This window comes from Candidatus Nitrohelix vancouverensis (assembly GCA_015698305.1).
Taxonomy (GTDB): domain Bacteria; phylum Nitrospinota; class Nitrospinia; order Nitrospinales; family VA-1; genus Nitrohelix; species Nitrohelix vancouverensis.
The window spans coordinates 1,032,491-1,052,262 of record CP048620.1 but is presented as its reverse complement, the minus strand read 5'-3'; the positions used below and the strand labels follow the sequence as shown (position 1 = coordinate 1,052,262).

At 53.8% G+C, this 19,772-nt stretch carries 12 protein-coding genes; 3 read left to right on the top strand and 9 right to left on the bottom strand.

Going from position 1 to position 19,772, the window contains the following annotated elements; all coding sequences use genetic code 11:
• Positions 1-40 precede the first annotated feature (40 nt).
• Entirely contained in the window at positions 41-430 is a 390-nt protein-coding gene (locus tag G3M78_05080) for a hypothetical protein (GenBank protein ID QPJ64794.1), read from the top strand.
• A gap of 7 nt (positions 431-437) precedes the next feature.
• Here the strand turns inward: G3M78_05080 and G3M78_05075 are convergent, their stop codons facing one another.
• From G3M78_05075 to G3M78_05065, 3 genes are all read right to left on the bottom strand, one after another.
• Positions 438-7,088, bottom strand: a complete 6,651-nt coding sequence (locus tag G3M78_05075; protein ID QPJ64793.1) for a filamentous hemagglutinin N-terminal domain-containing protein — start codon at positions 7,086-7,088, stop codon at positions 438-440.
• A gap of 2 nt (positions 7,089-7,090) precedes the next feature.
• Positions 7,091-8,743, bottom strand: coding sequence for a ShlB/FhaC/HecB family hemolysin secretion/activation protein (locus tag G3M78_05070; GenBank protein QPJ64792.1), 1,653 nt, complete (start codon positions 8,741-8,743; stop codon positions 7,091-7,093).
• Positions 8,744-9,653: 910 nt separating this feature from the next.
• Positions 9,654-12,395 (bottom strand): HAMP domain-containing protein, encoded by a 2,742-nt coding sequence (locus tag G3M78_05065; protein ID QPJ64791.1) that lies wholly within the window; start codon positions 12,393-12,395, stop codon positions 9,654-9,656.
• Between the two features lie 162 nt (positions 12,396-12,557).
• Here G3M78_05065 and G3M78_05060 point away from each other — a divergent pair, with 162 nt between their 5' ends.
• Complete coding sequence (locus G3M78_05060) at positions 12,558-13,553, top strand: hypothetical protein (GenBank protein ID QPJ64790.1); 996 nt, start codon at positions 12,558-12,560, stop codon at positions 13,551-13,553.
• 18 nt (positions 13,554-13,571) lie between these two features.
• Positions 13,572-14,432 carry a cytochrome c gene (locus G3M78_05055; protein QPJ64789.1) on the top strand — a complete coding sequence of 287 codons (861 nt, stop codon included), beginning with the start codon at positions 13,572-13,574 and terminating at the stop codon, positions 14,430-14,432.
• 12 nt (positions 14,433-14,444) lie between these two features.
• On the opposite strand, the gene G3M78_05050 is transcribed toward G3M78_05055, so the two are convergent.
• The 6 genes from G3M78_05050 to G3M78_05025 all read right to left on the bottom strand — a co-directional run bounded on the left by G3M78_05050 (position 14,445) and on the right by G3M78_05025 (position 19,766).
• Entirely contained in the window at positions 14,445-15,248 is an 804-nt protein-coding gene (locus tag G3M78_05050) for an SDR family oxidoreductase (GenBank protein ID QPJ66769.1), read from the bottom strand.
• Between the two features lie 31 nt (positions 15,249-15,279).
• A complete protein-coding gene (locus G3M78_05045) occupies positions 15,280-15,705 on the bottom strand; it encodes a beta-hydroxyacyl-ACP dehydratase (GenBank protein ID QPJ64788.1) in 426 nt (141 codons plus the stop codon).
• Positions 15,706-15,721: 16 nt separating this feature from the next.
• A complete protein-coding gene (locus G3M78_05040) occupies positions 15,722-16,480 on the bottom strand; it encodes an SDR family oxidoreductase (protein QPJ64787.1) in 759 nt (252 codons plus the stop codon).
• A 14-nt stretch (positions 16,481-16,494) separates the two neighbouring features.
• Entirely contained in the window at positions 16,495-17,940 is a 1,446-nt protein-coding gene (locus tag G3M78_05035) for an NAD(P)/FAD-dependent oxidoreductase (protein QPJ64786.1), read from the bottom strand.
• A 51-nt stretch (positions 17,941-17,991) separates the two neighbouring features.
• Positions 17,992-19,377: an NAD(P)/FAD-dependent oxidoreductase gene (locus G3M78_05030; GenBank protein ID QPJ64785.1), complete on the bottom strand. Its 1,386-nt coding sequence runs from the start codon at positions 19,375-19,377 to the stop codon at positions 17,992-17,994.
• Positions 19,378-19,502: 125 nt separating this feature from the next.
• Positions 19,503-19,766: an acyl carrier protein gene (locus tag G3M78_05025; GenBank protein ID QPJ64784.1), complete on the bottom strand. Its 264-nt coding sequence runs from the start codon at positions 19,764-19,766 to the stop codon at positions 19,503-19,505.
• Positions 19,767-19,772 lie beyond the last annotated feature (6 nt).

The window sequence follows — 19,772 nt, the reverse complement described above, 5'->3', positions numbered from 1 at the left end:
CCCCGTTCAACCATCCTCGAAATTTATCTCAGGTGTCATCATGAAACGATTCTGCGTATTAAAAACTCTCGTATTCGTCGCACTGTCCGTCTCTCTCTTTTCTTCCAATGCTCATGCAAAGCAAACCATCTATGTGGTCGGTTCGCAGTTTTCGGAGGAACGGGTTGAGATAAGGGACTGCCAGGAAGTGGAATTCATCAACATCGACCAGGTCGATCATCAATTTGAATACCAGGACAAGGGAAAGAAAAAAACGATTTATTTATGGGGGCAGGGAGCCGACCTTCCGGCCGGAAAGGAAGCCGACGCTTCTTCGCTGTTTCTGTATTCAGGCGAATACCATTTCATCTGCATCCCGCATCCCTGGATGCATTCCGTCACCGTTCATGTTGAAGTCGACGATGCAAAATGCCGGGCCTTGTGGGAATGAGATTTTCTTATCGGACCGGAAGAACCCGCTGACTGACTTCGCCCACGGCTTTGGGCTGACGACGCGAAATTTTTCTTTCTTCTGTGCCGTCGTCATTACCGATTTCAGAATCGTTGCGCTGTTCCGCCGTGTTCTCTTGAAGAGGGCGGCGTTGCTGTTGTCTGCGCTTCTGCGTTGGCGCCGGGCTTCCCCAGATTTCGTTCACCGTGTTCACGCCCAGATCCTCATAGGCCCCGCCCGCTCCGTCCGCAACTTCCACCAGACCCATCGATTCGGAGAACACGTTGACCTTGAAGGGGCCTTGATCGAAACCAAGCCCAGGAAGATTGCTGGAAGTCGATTTCGACCCGCTCCCGCCTGAAAGGCCCGATAAATTCGAAGAAAACTGAACGCCGGCAGAGTTGGCGGCATGCACCGTCTCTTCAATAGCGACATCGCCTACGGTCTTGCCCGTCGTTCCAAACGGAAGAAGGCTGGCGTCCTGAATCTTGCGCTGATTGAAAGAAACCAGACCGAAGGAACCGGATGGGACCGTGGCATTTGCCTGACCGGTGATCGATCCATTATAAGAAATGGTGATATTACCTTCACCGCTGTTGAGCGCGCTTGCAAAAGATTGCGTGACGTTGATGATATTCAAATCATCGCTTTCAAAAATTTCGATATTGCCGGAAGAACTGTTGGTGATGCTGACCGAATCCACCTGGATTTCAATGGGATTCAGGGTCGCGCCAAATCCCGTGACCGTGTTTGCCGTCAATCGACCCGACGGGGCTTGAATATTCAGAGCCGTGGTGTTGACGTCGAAGACGCCGCCGCTGGACGAGGTCAAGGTCACCGCCGAAGTGGTGGCGTTGGTCGTGATCAGCTTGCCAAGTGAGATGTTTTCATCGGCGCTCAGGGCGATGGTTCCCGATCCTGCGTCAAACACCGTTCCATCGACCAAAGTGATTGCCCCGCCAGAGCCCGCATCCGAAGTCGCGTCTGAATCGGCTGTCACCGTCAAACCGACGGAGGTCAGATCCGCCGCCGCAGTGAATATCGCATCGTCATCCGCCGACAAGGTCATGGCTCCGCCAGAAGTCACCGCGCCAGTCACATTCAGTGAATTACCGCCGCCCACGTCTACGATCATGGTTCCGCCAACGGTGGAGGCGCCGAGCGTGAGGGCGCTGTCGGTGTTTACGGTTACATTGCCGGAACTGCCCGTCGTCGCAAAGGTCGTCGCGCCGGTGAAAGAGTTGGAAGTATTATCCAGAGTGATCGCGGCGTCCGCCACGTTGGTCGTGAAACTGGCGGTTCCCGTCGCGGTCAACGTTCCGGTATCGGTGATCGCCGCGCCGGAAGTCACAGACAGATTGCCGTTCGCCGTCACATTCTGCGCGAAAGAAATCCCGCCCGTGCCGTTGGTGATCGTCAAACCTTTAAAAGTTGAAGCGGCGGTAGCGAAATTGATCGCGCTTCCCGCCTTGTCAGCGACCAAGGTCATGGTTCCAATCTTTGTACTGTTTGCAGAGCTGATACCGTTCACGGTGATGTTGCCGTTGGTCGAATCGCCCAGCGTCAATGTGCCCGCTGTGATGAGTTGCAATTCGCCGCCGTCCAGCGTCAGGTCGCCCGCCGTACCTCCCAGCCCGATAGTTCCCGCGTCGGAGACCAGAATCGAAGCCGATCCGGTTCCCGCGTTGATCGCGCTCGAACTGTTCAAAATGATGTCGTTGGCGGTGATCGAAAGCGTGTTGTTGCCGGTGGTGAAGGTCTGCCCGCTCGCCAGAGTGAAATCTCCCGATCCGTTATTGTCGGAGTCCGCGTCAAAAGTCACGCTTCCGGTTCCCGTCAAACTGGAATCGGAATTGATCGTGATTCCCGCCGCAGAGGCCAGGCTCAAAGCGCCCGTGTCAATCGTCATGCCGCCGTTCACCGTGATCGCGCCGGTTGCGTTCACCGCCAGAGCGTTGAAGGTCGTGCTGTTGGCGAAGGTCACCGTGCCGCCTGAATTCAAAGTCAGCGTTCCCGCTATGTTATCGCTGTTTGCCGCAGAAATCGTATTGGAGCCGTCGCCCACGGTGATCGCCCCGCCTGAAGTGTTTCCAAGAGTCAGGCCCGTCGCGGTGATGTTTGCCAGTTCGGCGCTGGAAATCGCCAGGTTGCCCGTCGTGCCGAGTCCAATGGTCCCGGAGTCGGAAACCAGTATCGTGGTCGCGGCGCTTCCCGTGTTGATGTTGCCGCTGAGGATCAGATCGTTAGCGGTGATCGACAAAGTATTGTTGGTGGTCGAAAGCGTAGTCGAAGCGTTGACTGTCAGATCGCCGCTTCCATTGTCATCAGAATCCGCGTCGATGGTGGTCGCGCCCGCCGTGGTCACATTGCCCGCTATCGTCACATCTGTTCCCGCCGTCAGGCCCAGCGTGCCTGAAATCGTCGACGCACCCAGGGTGATCGCATCGGCATCGCGCAGGCTCACGTTGTTGCCGCTGGAAACCACAACCGTGCCAAAGTTATTCGTAGACAGATCGAGGGTGATGTCGTTGGCGGAACCCGCCGCCAGCGTCGTCGTCCCGGAAATCGTTGAAGCCGTTGTGTCGGTGATCGCGCCGCCTGTCGTCAAATTAAACGTTGTCGCCGTCACGCCCGCTACGCCGTTGACCGTATTGATATCCACGCCGTCCGCATCGGTGAAAGAGACCGTCTGCCCCGCCGCCGAGATCGCCAGATTATCCACATCCGTTGATGCGTCGGAAATCGCAACCGTGCTTCCCGCTTCGATTGCAAGTCCTGTCGCGATCACGCCGCCCGCAGTCCCCGTAACCGTGGAGCCGGTGCGAAGATGCAGATTGGTGGCGTTGCTCGGCGTCACGTCGGCGCTGATCGTCGCCGCGCCTGCGCTGGTCGTGCCCACGACCAGATTCGTTGCGGTAATAAGAGCCAGTTCCGCGCTGGACAATTCCAGCGTATTCGCCGCCGCGTCTGTCGTAGAACCCAGATCAATCGCGTTGCTTGCGGTATTGGAAACCAGCGTCACGGTTTGGCCCGAGGCCGCCACCGCGCCGCCAATCGCCATTTTGTCGGCGGTCAGCGTAATATTTGAACTCGCTTCGATATCGTTGCTCGCCGCCGTGTTGGCGACGGTCAGAGTTCCGCCCGTCGAGGTCAGACCAACCGTTCCGCTGTCGGTATCGATGCCGGTCACGCTGTCCACTGTGGTAACGGAATAGCCGTTCGCCTGAGAGAAGACAACGTTGCCCGTCGATAAATCCATCGCCAGATTGCTGATGCTGGTATTGGCGTCGTTGATCGTCACATCACCCGCCGCCGTCACCGCCAGACCGGTAGCGATCACGCCGCCCGCCGTGCCTGTGACCGTTGAACCGGATTTGATATGTAAATTCGTTGCGTTGCTCGGCGTGATATCCGCGCTGATCGTCGCCGCGCCCGCGCTGGTCGATCCCACCACCAGATTGGTCGCCGTAATCTGATTCAGTTCCGAACTGGACAGTTCCAGCGTATTCGCCGCCGCGTCTGTGCCGGAGCCGAGATCGATCGCGTTGCTTGCCGTCGAAGAGGCCAGCGTCACCGTTTGACCGGAGGCCGTCACCGAAGCTCCAATCGCCATCTTGTCAGCAGTGAGTGAAATATTCGAACTTGCTTCAATTGCATTGCCAACCGTCAGGGTTCCCGTCGTCGCGGTCAGAGACACAGAGCCGCTATCGGTATCGATGCCGGTCACGCTGTCCAGAGTCGTCACCGTGAAACCGTCGGCTTCGGTGAATGCGATATTACCATTCGATAAATCCATCGCCAAGTTGGTGACGTTGGTCGACGTGTCGCTGAAGGTCACGTCGCCTGCGGTGCTGATGACCAGATTGTCTTCAATGATGCCGCCCGCCGTCGCCGTCACGCCCACGCCGGATTTCAAATGCAACAAGGTCACGCCTGTGCCTGCGCTGGCGCCGGGGGTCACGTCGCTCGCCACGGTGATCGCCCCTGCCGTGGAGTCGCCAATAATCAGCGTTGCGGCGGTCAGATTCTGTAATTCGGTATTGCTCAGGTTGAGTCCTGCGGAGGAGCTGCCCAGCCCAATCGTGCCGCCGTCGGAAACGAGCAGGGACAGGTTCGCCGAACCGCTGGTGATCGAACCGTTGATCGCCATGTCGTCGGCGGTGATGCTGAGAGCGTTGTTCGCAGAGGATAATGTTTTACTCGACGCCAGCGTGAAGGTTCCCGTTCCGCTATTGTCTGTATCCGCGTCTATCGTGACCGTTCCGCCGGAGGTGAAATTGTCGTTCACAGTCACGCCGTTGGCCGCGTTCACAGTCACCGCGCCCGCCGGGGCGATGCCGCCTGTCGTTGCGTCCAGAGTGATGGAGCCTGCAGAGGTGATGGTCAAACCGCTGGCGATGGAAATGTTATCGCTGGAATCGGCGGCGTTGTCCGAGTCGCCGTCAAGCGTCAGCGCGCCGGTATCCGTCGTCAGAGCTACGTTGACCGCGATGCCGTCGTCGGCGTTCACTGTCAGCGCGTTGAAGGTTGATGCGGTTCCCGAGAAGGTCACGCTGGAGTTATCCGCGTTTGCATTGAGGGTAACGGTTCCCGTTATATTATTGCTGTTCGCCGCGGTCACGTTGTCAACTGTGATGTTGCCTGCAAGCGAATCGCCAATCACCAGATTGCCGGCGCTGATTCGTCCCAGCTCGGTTCCGCTGATCGTCATGGTATTGCCGGAAGCGTCGCCGAGTCCGATGGTCGCGTTGCTACCGGATATATGCGCGAGGATGGTCGTCGTCGCCGTGCCGCTGTTGATCGAACCCTGCACATCAATATCCTTGCTCTTCAGAATGATCGAGCCGTTGTTGGAGGTCAATCCTCCCAGCGTCAGCGTGCCGTCCCCCGCCGTCAGCTCGATGCTTCCGCCCTGTGTCTGCAGAGTGTCACTGGTATCGGCGAATGAGATATTTCCGGTCGTTGTTATGAACGAAACGGAATTGCCTGAAGTCTGCGCCAGACTCAGCGTGTTGTCGCTCAGGTCGTTGATGGTGATGGTGTTGTCTGCGGTCAGGATGATGTTGGTCGTCGCCGAGATCGCTTCGAGAGTCGTTTCAAAAATAGTGGTCTGACTGCCGGACGTGAAGCCGGTGATGCTGAAGGAGTTACCGCTCACGCCAAAGGTGACCGTGCCGCTGGTTCCTGAAGACGCCGAACCGTCGGCGATGATGATTGACGCCGGATCGAGGAGCAGGGTTCCGGTCTTGCCGTTGTCCGCCATCAGATCGACCGAACCGTCGAAATAGAGTTCTTCTTTACCCGAGACTTCGACGAAGCCGCCGTCGCCGCCCAGCAAGCCGCCGCGCGCGCTGACGCGCCCGAAGAAATAATTGCGTCGATCCGCCCAGAAAATCGCCCGACCGCCGTCGCCGTTGGTGAGGGCGTCGGCGAAGAATTGCGCGTTGGCGTCCACATAGGTGTCGATGGCGTTGGGAACCGTGCCCTGTCCCTGATAATCGCCGCCCGCCAGAATCGTTCCGCCGCCCAGATCGCCGGAGACATCGACCAGGGTTCCGCTCATCAAGGCCACGTATTGGCCGAGAATATGCACGTCGCCGCCGGTCTCGCCGCTGTCGCGTCCTGATGCGTCGAGCGTGCCGCTCACGCTGACGATGCCGTTGTCGCCGCCGGATAAAATGATCTTGCCGTTTTGTTGCGTCGCCGACTGCGCCTGAACGATGCCGCTCATATTAATAACGTTATCGACAATGCCCTGCGCCGCCGCCACGTCCATGCGCACGATGCCGCCTTCCGCCAGAATACTGCCGGAGTTTTTCACCAGCGAGTCGAGCTTTGCGCCGTCCACGCCGAAGACCGATTGCGCGACTTCACTGCCGATGCCAAGGTTGACCAGTTGATCGCCGTAGAGATCGAGGGTGAAGGTATTCGCGCCTGCAAGCGATACGCGACCGAGTCGCGCGTTGATGACGCCTTCGTTAATGACGCCCGGAGCCACCAGCGCGGCGAGTCCGCCCTGGGCAACCGACAAGGTTCCCCGGTTGACCACCGTCGCCGCGATGTCGGGGGCGATGCTGAAATTATAATTGCCGCTCAAAAAATCTGAATTGTTGATGTCGTTGGTGGTCGCCACCAGACTGTGAACGTCGATCTGCGCGTCCTTGCCGAACATGATGCCGTTTCGGTTGATGAGCATGAACATGCCGTTCGAAGTCAGCTTGCCGAGAATGGATGATGGATCGTCGCCGATGACGCGGTTCAGCGTCACCCCGTTGGCGCCGTGCGATAACTGGAAGTCCACATGCTCCGAGGTTCCGATGTTGAAGGAACCCCAGTCGATGATGGCCTTCTGCGAACTCTGGCTCACCGTCATTTGAGTCGCGGTGTCCTGATTGACCGATGCGGAACCAGCCTGCACCTGCGGGTCGGTGGGCAGAGCGAAGGAGACGGAAGGGAACAGACTCAGGGACAATACAAGAAACGAAACAAATTCGTGCAGACCGCGAATGCGTCGGAGCCGCTGGAACACCTGACCGCGTCGCCCCGTGGAAGAAGTCGCGCGACGCTTCGGCGCTTTCGGCGCAAGCGGCGGCGTTGGCAAGCCTGCCAATGCCGGATTACTGCGCAAAATCTGTTCGCCCTGCCTCATCAAATTCATGATCAATACCTCGCCGTCAAACCAAAGAAGAATCTGGGATCGTCGTCGCCTGTGGAACTGACGACTTCATCCAGGGGTTTATTCATTTCAACATAACCTGAAATATAGGAGTTCAGATTGAAGCGCGTTCCGATACCTGCGGAATAACGGTCCTGCCGCTTCTCGCCGTTGACGGTGCGGGCGCGCGTCCAAACGGTTCCGTAATCGAAGAAAGTGTAGGCCTGCAAGTCTTGCAACCAGGGTTTGTTCACGCCAATGGCTTTTTGAAATTCCACTTTGAAGGCGAGACCTGTGTCGCCGGTGATTTCCGAGGAATCGTAGGCGCGACCGAAACGCGAGCCGCCGAATCCGAACTCTTCCGATGCGAGGAGCGGGTTGAAAGCGTATTGCCAGGCGAAAGAACCTTGAAGCATCCACGACGGCGCGATCTCCTGCAGGCGCATCATCTGTCCCGAGAGTTTGGTGAAATCGCTTCGACCCGCTTCGCGCGTGAGGCGTTCAAAGCCCGACTCGGTGGCGTTGAAAATATTCAATCCTTTGCTCAGGCTGATCGAGAACAGATTGACGCCGCGAAACGAATCCGCGTAATCGTAACTGGCTCCCAGTTCAAAAACGCGCAGACGATCTTCTGAGTCCGCTGTTTCCAGTATGTCGGTTTCGGAACTTTTCACGTTGAGTCCGGCGAAGGCCGTCAGGTTTTCTCCGCGCGAACGAATGAAGGGATGCGTGACGCGAAAGCCCAGACTCGTACTCGTGCCGTCCACTTCAAACAATTCGAGAGTGTCGCCCGGTTGCGAGTTGGCGTAGGAACCGGAAATCTGAAACCGCGTTCCCTCTCCGTTGAGAGGGGTATCGTAAAAGCCGCTGATGAATTTCAATTCATCCGTCTGCGAGGTGATGACGCTTTGCAGGCCGATGCGGTCGTACATTTTCAGCGGCGAGTTCGCCGTCAGCCCCATCGAAAATTGCACGGGGCCGTTGAAGTCGGTGCCGCGGTTATCGAGCGAGACCTGGGCGTCGTAAGATTTATTCTCGAGGATCAGATCCAGACGCGAAGCGCCCGGTCGGTCGCGCGACGGGGTGATGACGGATTTGACCGTGACACCCGGCAAATCGTCCGCCAATAACAGGTAGCGTTCCAGATCGCTGGAATGCAGGGGACGCGACGACAGTAATTTTTTGCGAAAGGCGTTGATTAATTTTTTGGGGCCTTGCACGTCGCCCTTGACGTTGATTTCGTCAATATAGCCTTCGATGATGCGCAGGCGGATGACCCCGTCGACAATCTCCTGCGGAGGCACCACCGCCTTCGACAGGATGTATCCATCGTTACGGTACCTTGCGGTGATCGCCGCGGCCATGCGGTAGACGTGGGCGAGAGAAACCTCCCGGCGTAAAAAATTTCGGGATAAATAAGCGAATTGTTTTTCCGAGTAGACCGTGGCGCCGGAGATGATGATTTTATTTAAAAAGAAACGGATTTTTTTGAGTTCTTCAGGCTCTGCCGGTTTGAGATTGTCCGGTTGCACCGGAACAACCGTCGAGCGGGGCTTCGAGGGGGCTTCGAATCGTTGCTCAAAGCGTCCAGGGTCGGCCTGTTGGCGCGTCTGGCTTCTTCCCTGCTGGCTGATTTGTGCTTGTGCGAATTCTGGCATCACTATCCCGGCGACTGCGAACAGTATCGTGAGGTTTCTCAAAACCCCAGATAAATCCGGCTTGAATGTTAGTAGCCTTTTCAGCGTTTGACTCGATCTCATTAGTTTAACGGCAAAGAATCGGGGAAGTAAACTCCCATAACTCTTTATTTAATAAATACTTTGATAAACCGCGCGTTTTTCTTTCATGGCGATTTTCAAGCAAATTCGGGCCTTTCAGAGCGCATATTTCATTGATTTCACGCGACTGAGCGCTTCTATCCAAAGAAAATAAAAGCAAGGACTATGCCATTCACCTCAATAAGGCATAGCGATCCCCTAAAACGGGCTATCACTAGAGTTATCGGTATCTGGACAAAATCGGCTTAGCAAAAAGCCGTCAAAAGGCCGGAAAAATTTTCCAGATAACGTCAAATAATTGCCATTAACCATAAAAATCATTTATTTATAATGATTTGAATCGGCGAAATTCTGGCGACCCTTTGAAGGGAATACATGCGTCCAGAGACATGGGGGATGTGTGAAAAACCGAAATTTAAAACAAGGCTTGTTTTACGGTATAATGGAGAGATCGGGGAATCCATATTCCCGAACAAACGACGGCGTCTCGTCGAAGCGTCGCATCGAAGGCAAACCCTTGCCGGGAGAATTTTCTCATGTTTAAAAAACTTTCCAGCCCGCGCTTTATGGCTTGCGTGTTCTGCGTGATTTACGCCGCAGGCATGATGGCTGTGGCCGTATTTCGATAAGGTTCAATCAGAAATGAAAACGCCGGATCGGTTAGCCGACCCGGCGTTATGATTTCGATGGACTGAAAACCCGTTCCCTGCGGATTAAGCGCCGGGGGGGCCTGCTTTGACGCTTCCGCAAGAAACGGGCTATTTGTAAATCGACGCGCTGTAGAACGCCCTCAGTATTTAAAAGTTCCCACCAGACGTTTCAACTCGCTGGCCATTTCAGACAGCGACCCCGCCGAAGCCTGAGTGTTCTGTGCGCCCTGGGTGGTGTCGTCCGCCGCCTTCGCCACCTCAAGGATATTGCGGGTGATGTCTTGCGCCCGTCGCGCCGCTTCGGAAATATTGCGACCCATTTCAGAAGTGGTGGCGGACTGCTCTTCAATCGCCCCGGCGATGGTGGTGGAGATATCGCTGATGCGATTGATCACGTTGCTGATCTCCTCGATCGCTTGCACCGATTTGGTGGTGTCGTTCTGGATCGCTTCGATTTTCTGACTGATGTCCTCCGTAGCGCGGCTGGTCTCCTTGGCCAGCTCCTTGACCTCGTTCGCGACGACGGCGAATCCTTTGCCCGCTTCACCGGCGCGCGCCGCCTCAATCGTCGCGTTCAGCGCGAGGAGGTTGGTCTGTTCCGCGATTGAAGTGATGACTTTGATGACTTCGCCAATTTCCGCCGAGCTGATTCCCAATTGAGTCACGGCCTGATTGGTTCGCGTCGCGACCTCCACGGCGGTCGAAGAGATTTTGGCCGCTTCCTGAGAGTTCTTGGCAATTTCACTGATACTGGCATTCATTTCTTCGGTCCCCGCCGCTACCGTGTCGACGTTCTGGCTCACTTCTTCGGACGATGAAGAAACCAGTCCCGCCTGACTCGAAGTTTGCGACGCATTGCTCGCCATCTGCTGGCTGACTCCCGTCAATTCCATTGAAGACAGCGACAGTTTTTCTGCGTTATCGCCTATAGAGCCGATACTGCGCCGCAGGTTGGCAAAGAATCTGGCAAGTTCATCTCCCATCTGCCCGATCGCATCGCTTCCGGTGATGGTGATTTCCTGTGTCAGATCCCCATGCGCCGCGGCGGAAACCACGGCGAGCATGGAATCTACTTTATTCTTCAACTCTTCCGATTGTTGCCGGTCGCGCTCTGTTAGCTCCGCGACCTCTTTCTCCCGTTTCACCTGATCCGTAATCACGGTCCATGCCACCATGGTGCCCATGCGATTTTTCTTCTGATCCAGAATAGCGCTGGCCTCCAGGTCGAGGATTTCAGGCCCCAATTGAATTTGCGATCTGAAAGGCAGGTTGCGCGCATCCTCAATCAACCGGGCCTGGTGCGACGGGTTTTTATGATAGATGTCAATCGACTGCCCGATCATCTCATCCACCTTACAAGGCAAAAGCGTCTCCAGTTCCTTGAACCTTTTGAACGACGCCGGGTTCATATAGCGCATGATATTGTCGTTGTCCGCGTACAACACGTTGATCGGCATATTTTCCACAATGGAAAGCACGCGCGCTGCTTCCAGTTCTGATTCTTGCTTGTCCTGCGCTGATTTTTTCATGCCTTGCAGGTTTTCTTCAAATTCACCATGCAGGCCAAAAGATTCGCCTTCCTTGATTTCACCGTCCAGCAAATGCGTGGACTCCTGAAAAAACACCTTGACGCTATCCAGTAAATTGTTAAACGCCTCTCCAAGGCGCCCGATCTCATCCCCGGAACGAATTTCCAGTTTCGACAAGACGCTCAGCTGACCTTTTGAAAAATTCTCCAGCGAAGTCGCCAGACCCTCAATCGGAGTTGCCAGCCCACGCGCCACCACATAACCGAAGATACTGACGGCGATCGCGATCACGATAAAAATCACGAGCATGAAATTTTCAATAGCGATGATGGGGGCGTTGATCTCTTCATCGGGAATGCGCACCAGCGTGGACCAATTCATGCCCGGAAAGCCCAATGCGCCCTGAAAATGGGCATAGCCTGAGGCCTGTACGGTATTCTTGCGCGCGTGCATTGCATAACCAAAACCCACCGCCTGGTTTTGCGTCGCTTCAATCGCAGAAGAAACGCCTTGCCGAACGAGGTTCAATTTAAATAAGACGTCAAAATCATGGAGAATCCGGTCCTCCGTTCCACGTCCGTAAGTCGGGTCCAGATCAATGATCACGTCTCCGGCTTCGTTGAGCAATGTCATCTCAGCGCCGCCCAAACCGTCTTGTTTCAGGGATGCGTAGGATTGCAGGAATATTTCTTCGACCAGAGAAAAGCGGGCATAATTTTGCCATATGGCGACCACCTGACCCGAAGCGTCTTTAACGGGAGCGGCAAAACCCAAGGTCAACCCTGCGTCTCCCGGATACACTTTCTTAACGTCTTCATTGACATGCAGTGGCAGAATAACCGTCCCCGAAAACGCAGAGGGGCCGCCGACATTGCCTTTCTGGCTCGTGTAAAATTTGCCATTCAGCACATTCTGGAACCAACTTTCATTTTTGAAATTTCTTAGGTAGAATTCTTCAGTAGATATTGCTTTTCCATTCTCGTTTTTAGAATTGATGGCGATCACCTTGCCATCCAGATCGACCAGCAGAGTGAAATAGTAGATATCGTAGGTATCGATGTACTGGTTCATAGCATCGACAATGGGGCTTTCCGCTTGCCCCCAGTATTTTTTTTCGTGAATGACGCTGTTCAGACCGAAGGCCTGCACATCGCCATAACGCTCGAACAGGTTGCGATCGATTTTATCGGAGATATTCTGAGCGATTTGCTTGAGGCTCGATGCGTTCAGGTTTTCTATTTCCTTAAAGGCATTCATGCTAATCATCCACACAATGATGATGGGAATGATTCCTACCAGCAAGTACATGACCACCTGCTTCCATATGAGACTTAAATTCGCCCAGATTTTCATAGCGCCCCCTCTAAAGTTTTCGAAAGCTGTCGGACTCCGCGCAAAAAATATCGAGCCTTCCCTTAAACATTTTATATAATTGTAAATATGATAATCCGAATAATAATTTGGAAGCTCAATATTTTCAACCATTTTTTTAAAACCCCTTCATGTGAGGTGTGAGTGAAATTTCTAAAAGCGAATTTGCTCCTGCTGTCAATTTTGCTACTCATAGCCTCTATTTGCGCTATTGCCGGGAGTTACTGGATCATCAACCATCAGCCGGGACTCATCCCAAAACCTCTGCTGGAAGTCGTCCGCGATGCCAAAATTACGGACAACCCAAAATCGGAAACCTGCTCTGAATGCCATCAGGTGATTTTCGACGCCTGGAAAAAAAGCCGTCACTCGAAAGCCTGGGTCAGCGAGTTTTACATCAAGGATTCCGAAGATCGCAGCAAGGAAAAATGCCTGCCCTGCCACATCCCTGCGGTGGTCAACCCCGGCTCGAAACCGGAACCCCGACTCGACCATCGTGATGAAGGGATTTTCTGCGCGCCTTGTCATCTCAAAGATGGAGAGATTCGCGGCCCTTACGATTTACTGGCGCCACCGCACCCGACCCGTCAGGTTGCCGACTACAGAAAAGCGCTGTTCTGCGGAAGTTGCCACGAGACCACTTACAAGGAATGGAAAGAGACGGGGGAAGAGGACAGCTGTCAGTCCTGCCACATGCCGTCCAGCCTCGGGCGTTTGACGCAAAAACTTCCGTTAAACCTGCTTCATAAAAAGCGCAAGGTCGCCGATCATTCCTTCCCGCATGGCGAGTTTTCCGAAAAGGACATTGATATTAAAATAGAATTCAAGGGACGCGGCGTCGTTCTGACTCTGCAGAACCTGACCGTACCGCATCACCTGCCGACGGCGGATAACGGAGACCCGCGCCTGTTTGTGTACTCTGATTTTTTTGATTCAAAGGGAGAAACACTGGATAGCTTTAAAGAAATCGTTTCTCCGCAACTCAAGACGGCCTTGCCATTCAAAGAACAAGTCAGGTATCATTATTTTGTATCCAATGCGAGCGCGGCGACGGTTCGGGTGGAATACAAGCCCGCCTGGAGCAAAGAAAATCAGTTGGTCTTCAGTCGCTCGTTCCCTGAGGACGGCTCGAATGGTTAATTTTTCAAGGAGAATGAAATGATAGTTCGACCTACAGCAACCCTGCTTCTATCCGGCATCTTTCTGTGCGTCTTCGCAGCGTCTTCTGCAATGGCGAAGGACGTCGTCCTGAAGGAACCTCCAAAATCACTGGACAAACACTATCCGCCGCATTCCAAAACGGCTGACTGGACCGGCATCATGCATCAGATGAGCGGTCATTTTGGCGGCGTGTTTATTAATATGCGCGAGAATGATTGGGACAACGCGATCAAACACGCGGACGAGTTGGCGACGACTTATGAGAAGGCTTCTAAAATGGTTCCCGAATGGGAGGACTATTTCGATTTGAAAGCGGCTAAAGATTTTGCCGCCGCGGTTCACACCAAAGACGGCAAAAAAATTGGCGAAGCCTCCGGCCCACTGGGAAAAACCTGCGGCAAATGTCATGCGGAGAATCAGGTGGCTGTGTGGACCAAATACCACTGGCCTTCCGTCGAGAAAATCAAAATCATGGATCCGGTTGACGAGAAGGAAATCGCTTACGGAAAATACATGAAAAGCCTTTCCAATACTTTCAAGGGAGTCACGGTAAATTTTGGCGAAGGTCAGTACGACCGTTCGGCAAAGGCTCTGGGCGATTTCAAAAAACGTTTTCTGGAATTGCGCTCGACCTGTTCCAAATGCCACACCACTCAGGCGGTGAAACAATTCTTTGTCGGCAAGCCTGTCGAGAAAGCTCTGGAAGCAATGTCGGCTGAGTTGATGGAAAAAACGCCGAATGCGGGTAAATTCTGGAGCAATGTTGGCGTGATCGGCAACGAAGGTTGCAAGAAGTGTCACCTGACGCATCGCGCCTTTGCGATTTTCCAGGAGACCTGGCACGACGACGAAAAATAAGGACGGTCTGTTTTATTCCGGGCGCGTGGATTTACGCACGATGTCCTGGTCAAAATAATTGATCGACATCCCGGCGTCCAGCGTCAGGCCTTGCGCGTTGATTCCGCTGGAGCGTTCGCTGAGCAAAAACACTGCGGCGTTGGCGACTTCCTGAGTCGTCAGCGCCTTTTTGCGTAAGGTGGCTTTTTCCGCGTACAGGTAGGAGTCGATATAACCCGGAATTCCCGCCGATGCAGAGGTCTTCAACAATCCCGCGTTGACGGAATTGAAACGCACCTGGGAAAAGGCGCTGAAGGATTTCGCAAGAAAACAGATCGAAGAGTCCAAAGCGGCTTTCGCCGGAGCCATGAAACCGTAGTTCTCCGCCGCCATGCGCGTGGTGGAAATGGACACAGCGACCACGGAAGCATTTTCATCGAGCAGATCGCGAAAGGCGTTGGCCAGCGCGATCAGCGAATAGCAGGTGATGTCGATGGATTGCAGAAAATCTTTTTTGATCGTTTCGTGGAAGGGTTTCATGCCTTCCGAGTAATTCGCAAAGGCGATGGAATGCACAATGCCGTGCAGAACAGAGACTTGTTCTCCCACTTGCGCGCGCAGGCGTTCGACTTCGCCCTCCTTCTCGAAATCGCAGACAAAAACCGGGGCGTCTCCGAGCAGGCGTTTCAGCGATTCTTTTCTGGCCTCCGAACGCACGCTATAGAAAACGCGAGCGCCCGCCTGCTCCAGAGTTTTGGCAATGAAGTAAGCGACGCTTTTTTTATTGGCGACGCCAGCGACGAGAAAATTTTTACCCTGCAATTCGAGAAAATCCATCAGCGCTCCGTGTTCCGGTTCCATTCGCTATTCATTGCGCATCTTCCACCAGCATCGCCGCAAAATCAAGGGTCAGGATCGTTTGTCCCGCAACGCTCGCCTTGCCTTTCATATACCAGGCCGCGCCGCTTTGCTCGGTCACTTCCGCCTGCATTTCAAGTCGATCCCCCGGCCGTACGGCGCGTTTTAATTTTACGTTATTGATGCGGGTGATGACGGGAACATGATCTTTGGGCGCGTCCGAGCGGCGACTCATCAACAAGGCGCCGGTCTGAAAAATCGCTTCGCAAATCAAAACGCCGGGCATGATGGGCTTGCCGGGGAAATGTCCCTTGAAAAAATCTTCCTCTTCGGAAATCAGGCGCGTCGCATGAATGCGGTTCTCATCCACAGAAAGAATTTCGTCAACGAATAAAAAGGGCGGGCGGTGCGGGATGAGATCGTGTATGGAATCCATGAGCGGGCAGTCGACCTTAAATGCCGCCGGTCACTTCCAGAACGGAGCCGGTGATATAGGACGCGTCTCCCGACGCCAGAAACAGAACGCAGGACGCCACTTCTTTCGCATCGCCAAAACGTTTCAGGGGAACCATTTCCAGATAGGCTTTTTTCTGTTCGTCCGGCAGATCAGCGATGAAATCGGTGTCGATGAATCCCGGAGAAACGCAGTTGACGGTGATCTTGCGTCCCGCCACTTCTTTGCAAAGGGACTGCATGAACGCAACCTGTCCGGCCTTGGTCGCGGCGTAATTGGACTGCCCGGCGAAACCGATGCGACCGACCGGCGAGGTGATGAGGATCAGGCGTCCATAACGTTTTCGCGTCAGGCGCTGAACCGCTCCCTTGCACATATAAAAGGTGCCGGTGAGGTTGGCATCGAGAACATTGCGCCAGTCTTCTTCCTTCATCAGGCCGACGATGGAATCGGCGCGAATTCCGGCGCAGTGCACCAGCGTCTGGAAAACGATGTCGTCATTTTCAAGGGACTTGTAGAAGGCTTCGGTTTCTTCGGAACTGGAAACGTCGCATTGCCGGATCTGAAGATTATCGCCAAAGCGACGGTTGGCTTTGCTGAACGCGTCGGCCTCTTCCGTATTGGATCGGTAAACGGCGACGACTCGACCGCCTGCATTCAGAAAGGCTTCGGCGACGGCGCGACCGATGCCCCGGGTTCCCCCGGTGACGATCGCGGTTTGACCTTCAAAATCGAATCTAAGATGGCTTTCCGGCATGAGTGTCGTTGAAATCAGACGGATGCGGCGACGAGCGGCGGATGCGTTTTCAAATTGCGTAGAAATTTGTCCACTTCGTTGGACACGATGACGCCGTAATTCGCGGCGCCCAGCCAGCCGGACATGATGATGCCCACGGAACCGGTATGGAACAGACCTGCGATTTGATCGGGCAATTCGCGGCTGATCTGCAAACCTTCAAACTTGGTTCCGAAGGAAGTTCCCTGAGGGTGCAATGTGTATCGCTTGAATGTCGCCGGAGTCGAGGCTTCCAGATGATCGGAAATTTTTCTGATATTGGGCACGTATTTTTCCAGAGCGTCCAGCGTCGTCTCGATCAACGATGTCTTATCGCGTTCGTAGTCCGCTTCACTGAGGTTCGCCCAGTCTTCGTAACGCGCGTTGGTGGAGGAAACGATGGAATAGCGATTTTGCCCCGGTCGTATGAAGGGGTGGTAAAAAGAAAAGGTCCGGCTCGTCACGTCTTTATCGAGAATTTTCCCGGTATCGTATTGGTCGGCGACGGATGAGAAAAGCAGATCGCCGTCGTAATCGACTTTTTCGCCTTTTTTGACGCCGATATACACCTGGCAACTGGAAGTGTTCAAGCGAACCTCGCGGGTTTTCTTCACAAATTCCGGCTCGAAATGCTCTTCTCCCACAAGCTTTTGTACGGTCGTCATGATATTGGAATTTGAAAGCACCGTGTCGCAGGCAATGTCCTGGCCGTTGATACGAACGCCGCGCACCGTTTTATTTTCCACATACACTTTTTCGACCATGCAATGGGTGCGAATGTCCACGCCGTTGCTCAGCATTTCCTTCTTCATCTGTTTGATGAGATCGTCGGTGCCGCCCTGAAAGGTGTAGACGCCCTTGCTCATGAAGTTCGAAAACACGATGCCGTAAGTCAGAGCCGGGTCGTCCAGCGTCGAACCGTTGGCGTAAGTGATCGGTTCCATGAGAAAACGCCAGACGTCTTTTCGACCCGGAAAAAACTTCTCGAACAGGTCGCGCGTGGACATGACGATTTCATCATAAAAATTCATATTGCGGACGGTCACGAAGAACTCTTCGATGGTGTCTCGCATGATCCCGAAACGGTCGCAAAGCAGGCGGGTGAAATCGACGCGGTCGAAGGTGGTGTTCACCTCAAACTGCGGATTGTCGAAACGTATGTTCTTGAGCTGGATGACCTTACCCGCCATATCATGGGTCCAGTATTTGCGGAAGGTCTTTATCATGCCAATGGGGAAGCCGTGCAAAGAGATATCCAGCACATGGCCGCCTTTACGCTTGAACCAGGTCGCCATTCCGCCCAGATTGTAATGATGCTCCGCCAGTAGAACATTATGGCCCAGTTTAGCCAAAACATTCGCCGCCGTCATACCGCCCAGACCACTGCCGATGATGACGGTGTCGTATTTGGTTTTTGCTCCTTTAAGCCAGTCTCGGGACATAGTATCTCGCTGGTTTGAGAATGAAACTATTCAGTAAAATGCCAATCCGTATCAAGGTTTCAACAGATGCAGATTGGCCATTGAAATACCGCTTAATGTTGCTCCAATGATACCCAAAAACCCCTGGTCTGTGCCACAAATAAATAGATTTTGAATCGGCGTCTCGCCGTTTTTCAACTTTTCAGGGGCGCCGTACACCGCTCCGTTGAGGTGACCCGTGTATTTATGGATCGTTTTGGGCGTAAATGTGTCCAAAAATACCACAGTTTCGCTAAATTCTGGGAAAAATTTTGCCAATCGCTCCAATGCCTTCGCTCTACATTCTTTTTTTGCGGCGATATAGTCCTTTCGAATCAAGCCGTTCCAGTAATCGTAGTTGGCCTGATTGGTGAGACGTAGGATACCTTCTGACAAAGGCGTTTCATACTGAAAATGATTAGGGCAACAAAGAACACCGCTGTCCACGTCAATCGCCTGATCGGGAGTCTGGTAACGAAATCGTTCGGTCAGATTGTAAAACACGATGCTCCGATCATAGCCCAGGCTCTTCGGGTTACGGTCCAGAACAAAGATGGATTCCATGAAGGTCATCTGTCCGGGAGTCGTTTGTTGCGCGATATCCAGCTCCGGGGCGCACAGTTTGAGGGTTTCGATATAACCGGCGGAGGACAGGATCGCGTCCGCCTGCAACTCGCGACCGCTTTCAAGTTCGACCGTCCCCGCAACGCCGTTGCGTACCGGGATGGATTTCACGCCGTCGCCCATTATCATCTCGCCGCCGAGGCGCTGGTACTTGTCCACCATCAATTGCAAAATATAATGCATTCCGCCTTCGGGCTTGGAGAAACCTTCCATGAAGATGCTCTTGAACATGATGACGAACTGGTAAAAATCCATATCATGTTCGCGCGCGCTCCCGTAATAAGCCAACGGACAGAACAACATGTCTATCAACAAGGGATCGCTCAGGAAACGCCCCATCACTTCTTTGGCGGAAGGGCCGTCGTCGGAATTGAGGGAAACTTCGTCGTAGGATTGTATGATCTGCAATAATTTCTGGAAGCCATCCATCTGCTCCGGGAATTGCTCGGCGATCTCCTGTTTGAAAAATTCGAAGTCATTGCTGAAGCGCAAGGACTTGCCGGGAAAACGGATCTCCGACATCTCCTGCTGACGCAGACGGAACTCCTCGTGTCGAAAGCGTAGTTGTTTGAGTAATTTTCCTAAAGGAGAGCGGCGGTCGCCGGGTGGGGAATAATTGGTCATGGCGTGGAGGCCCACGTCAAAAGTGCGGTGTTTGCGCGCGTAAAAGGAATTGAGGCCGCCGGGCACGGTGTGCTTTTCGACAATCACCACTTTTTTGTCGAAAAGCGCCATGCGGATGCCCGCCGCAAGGCCAGACAAACCGGCTCCAATGATTATCGAATCGTATTTCATGGATCAGGGAAACCCGTTGAGCGGGTAAAACCCGCTATAAAAAAACAATGCCGCCAAGGAGGAAGCCTCCAAGGCGGTTCACGTTTTCTCTATTCAGGGGTTCTTCTAAGAGGCGGGCGCGAACCTTAGCTGGCGAGTTGACGTTTGCCCAGCAAAGGTTGAAGGTAGTTCACACAACTTGACATTGTCGCCAGAAACTCATAATCCTTTTCCGGCACTTCAATATTAAAACGTTTTCTTAATTCCATCACGATATCCAGAAAATCCATGGAATCCAGATCAATCTGGTCCCGCAATTTTCCGTCATCATTGATCGAATTGATGTCCTCATCTGGAGCGATTTCGGAAAGAATATCCATAATCGCCTGTCTTACTTCTTCCTTTGTCATCAAGTC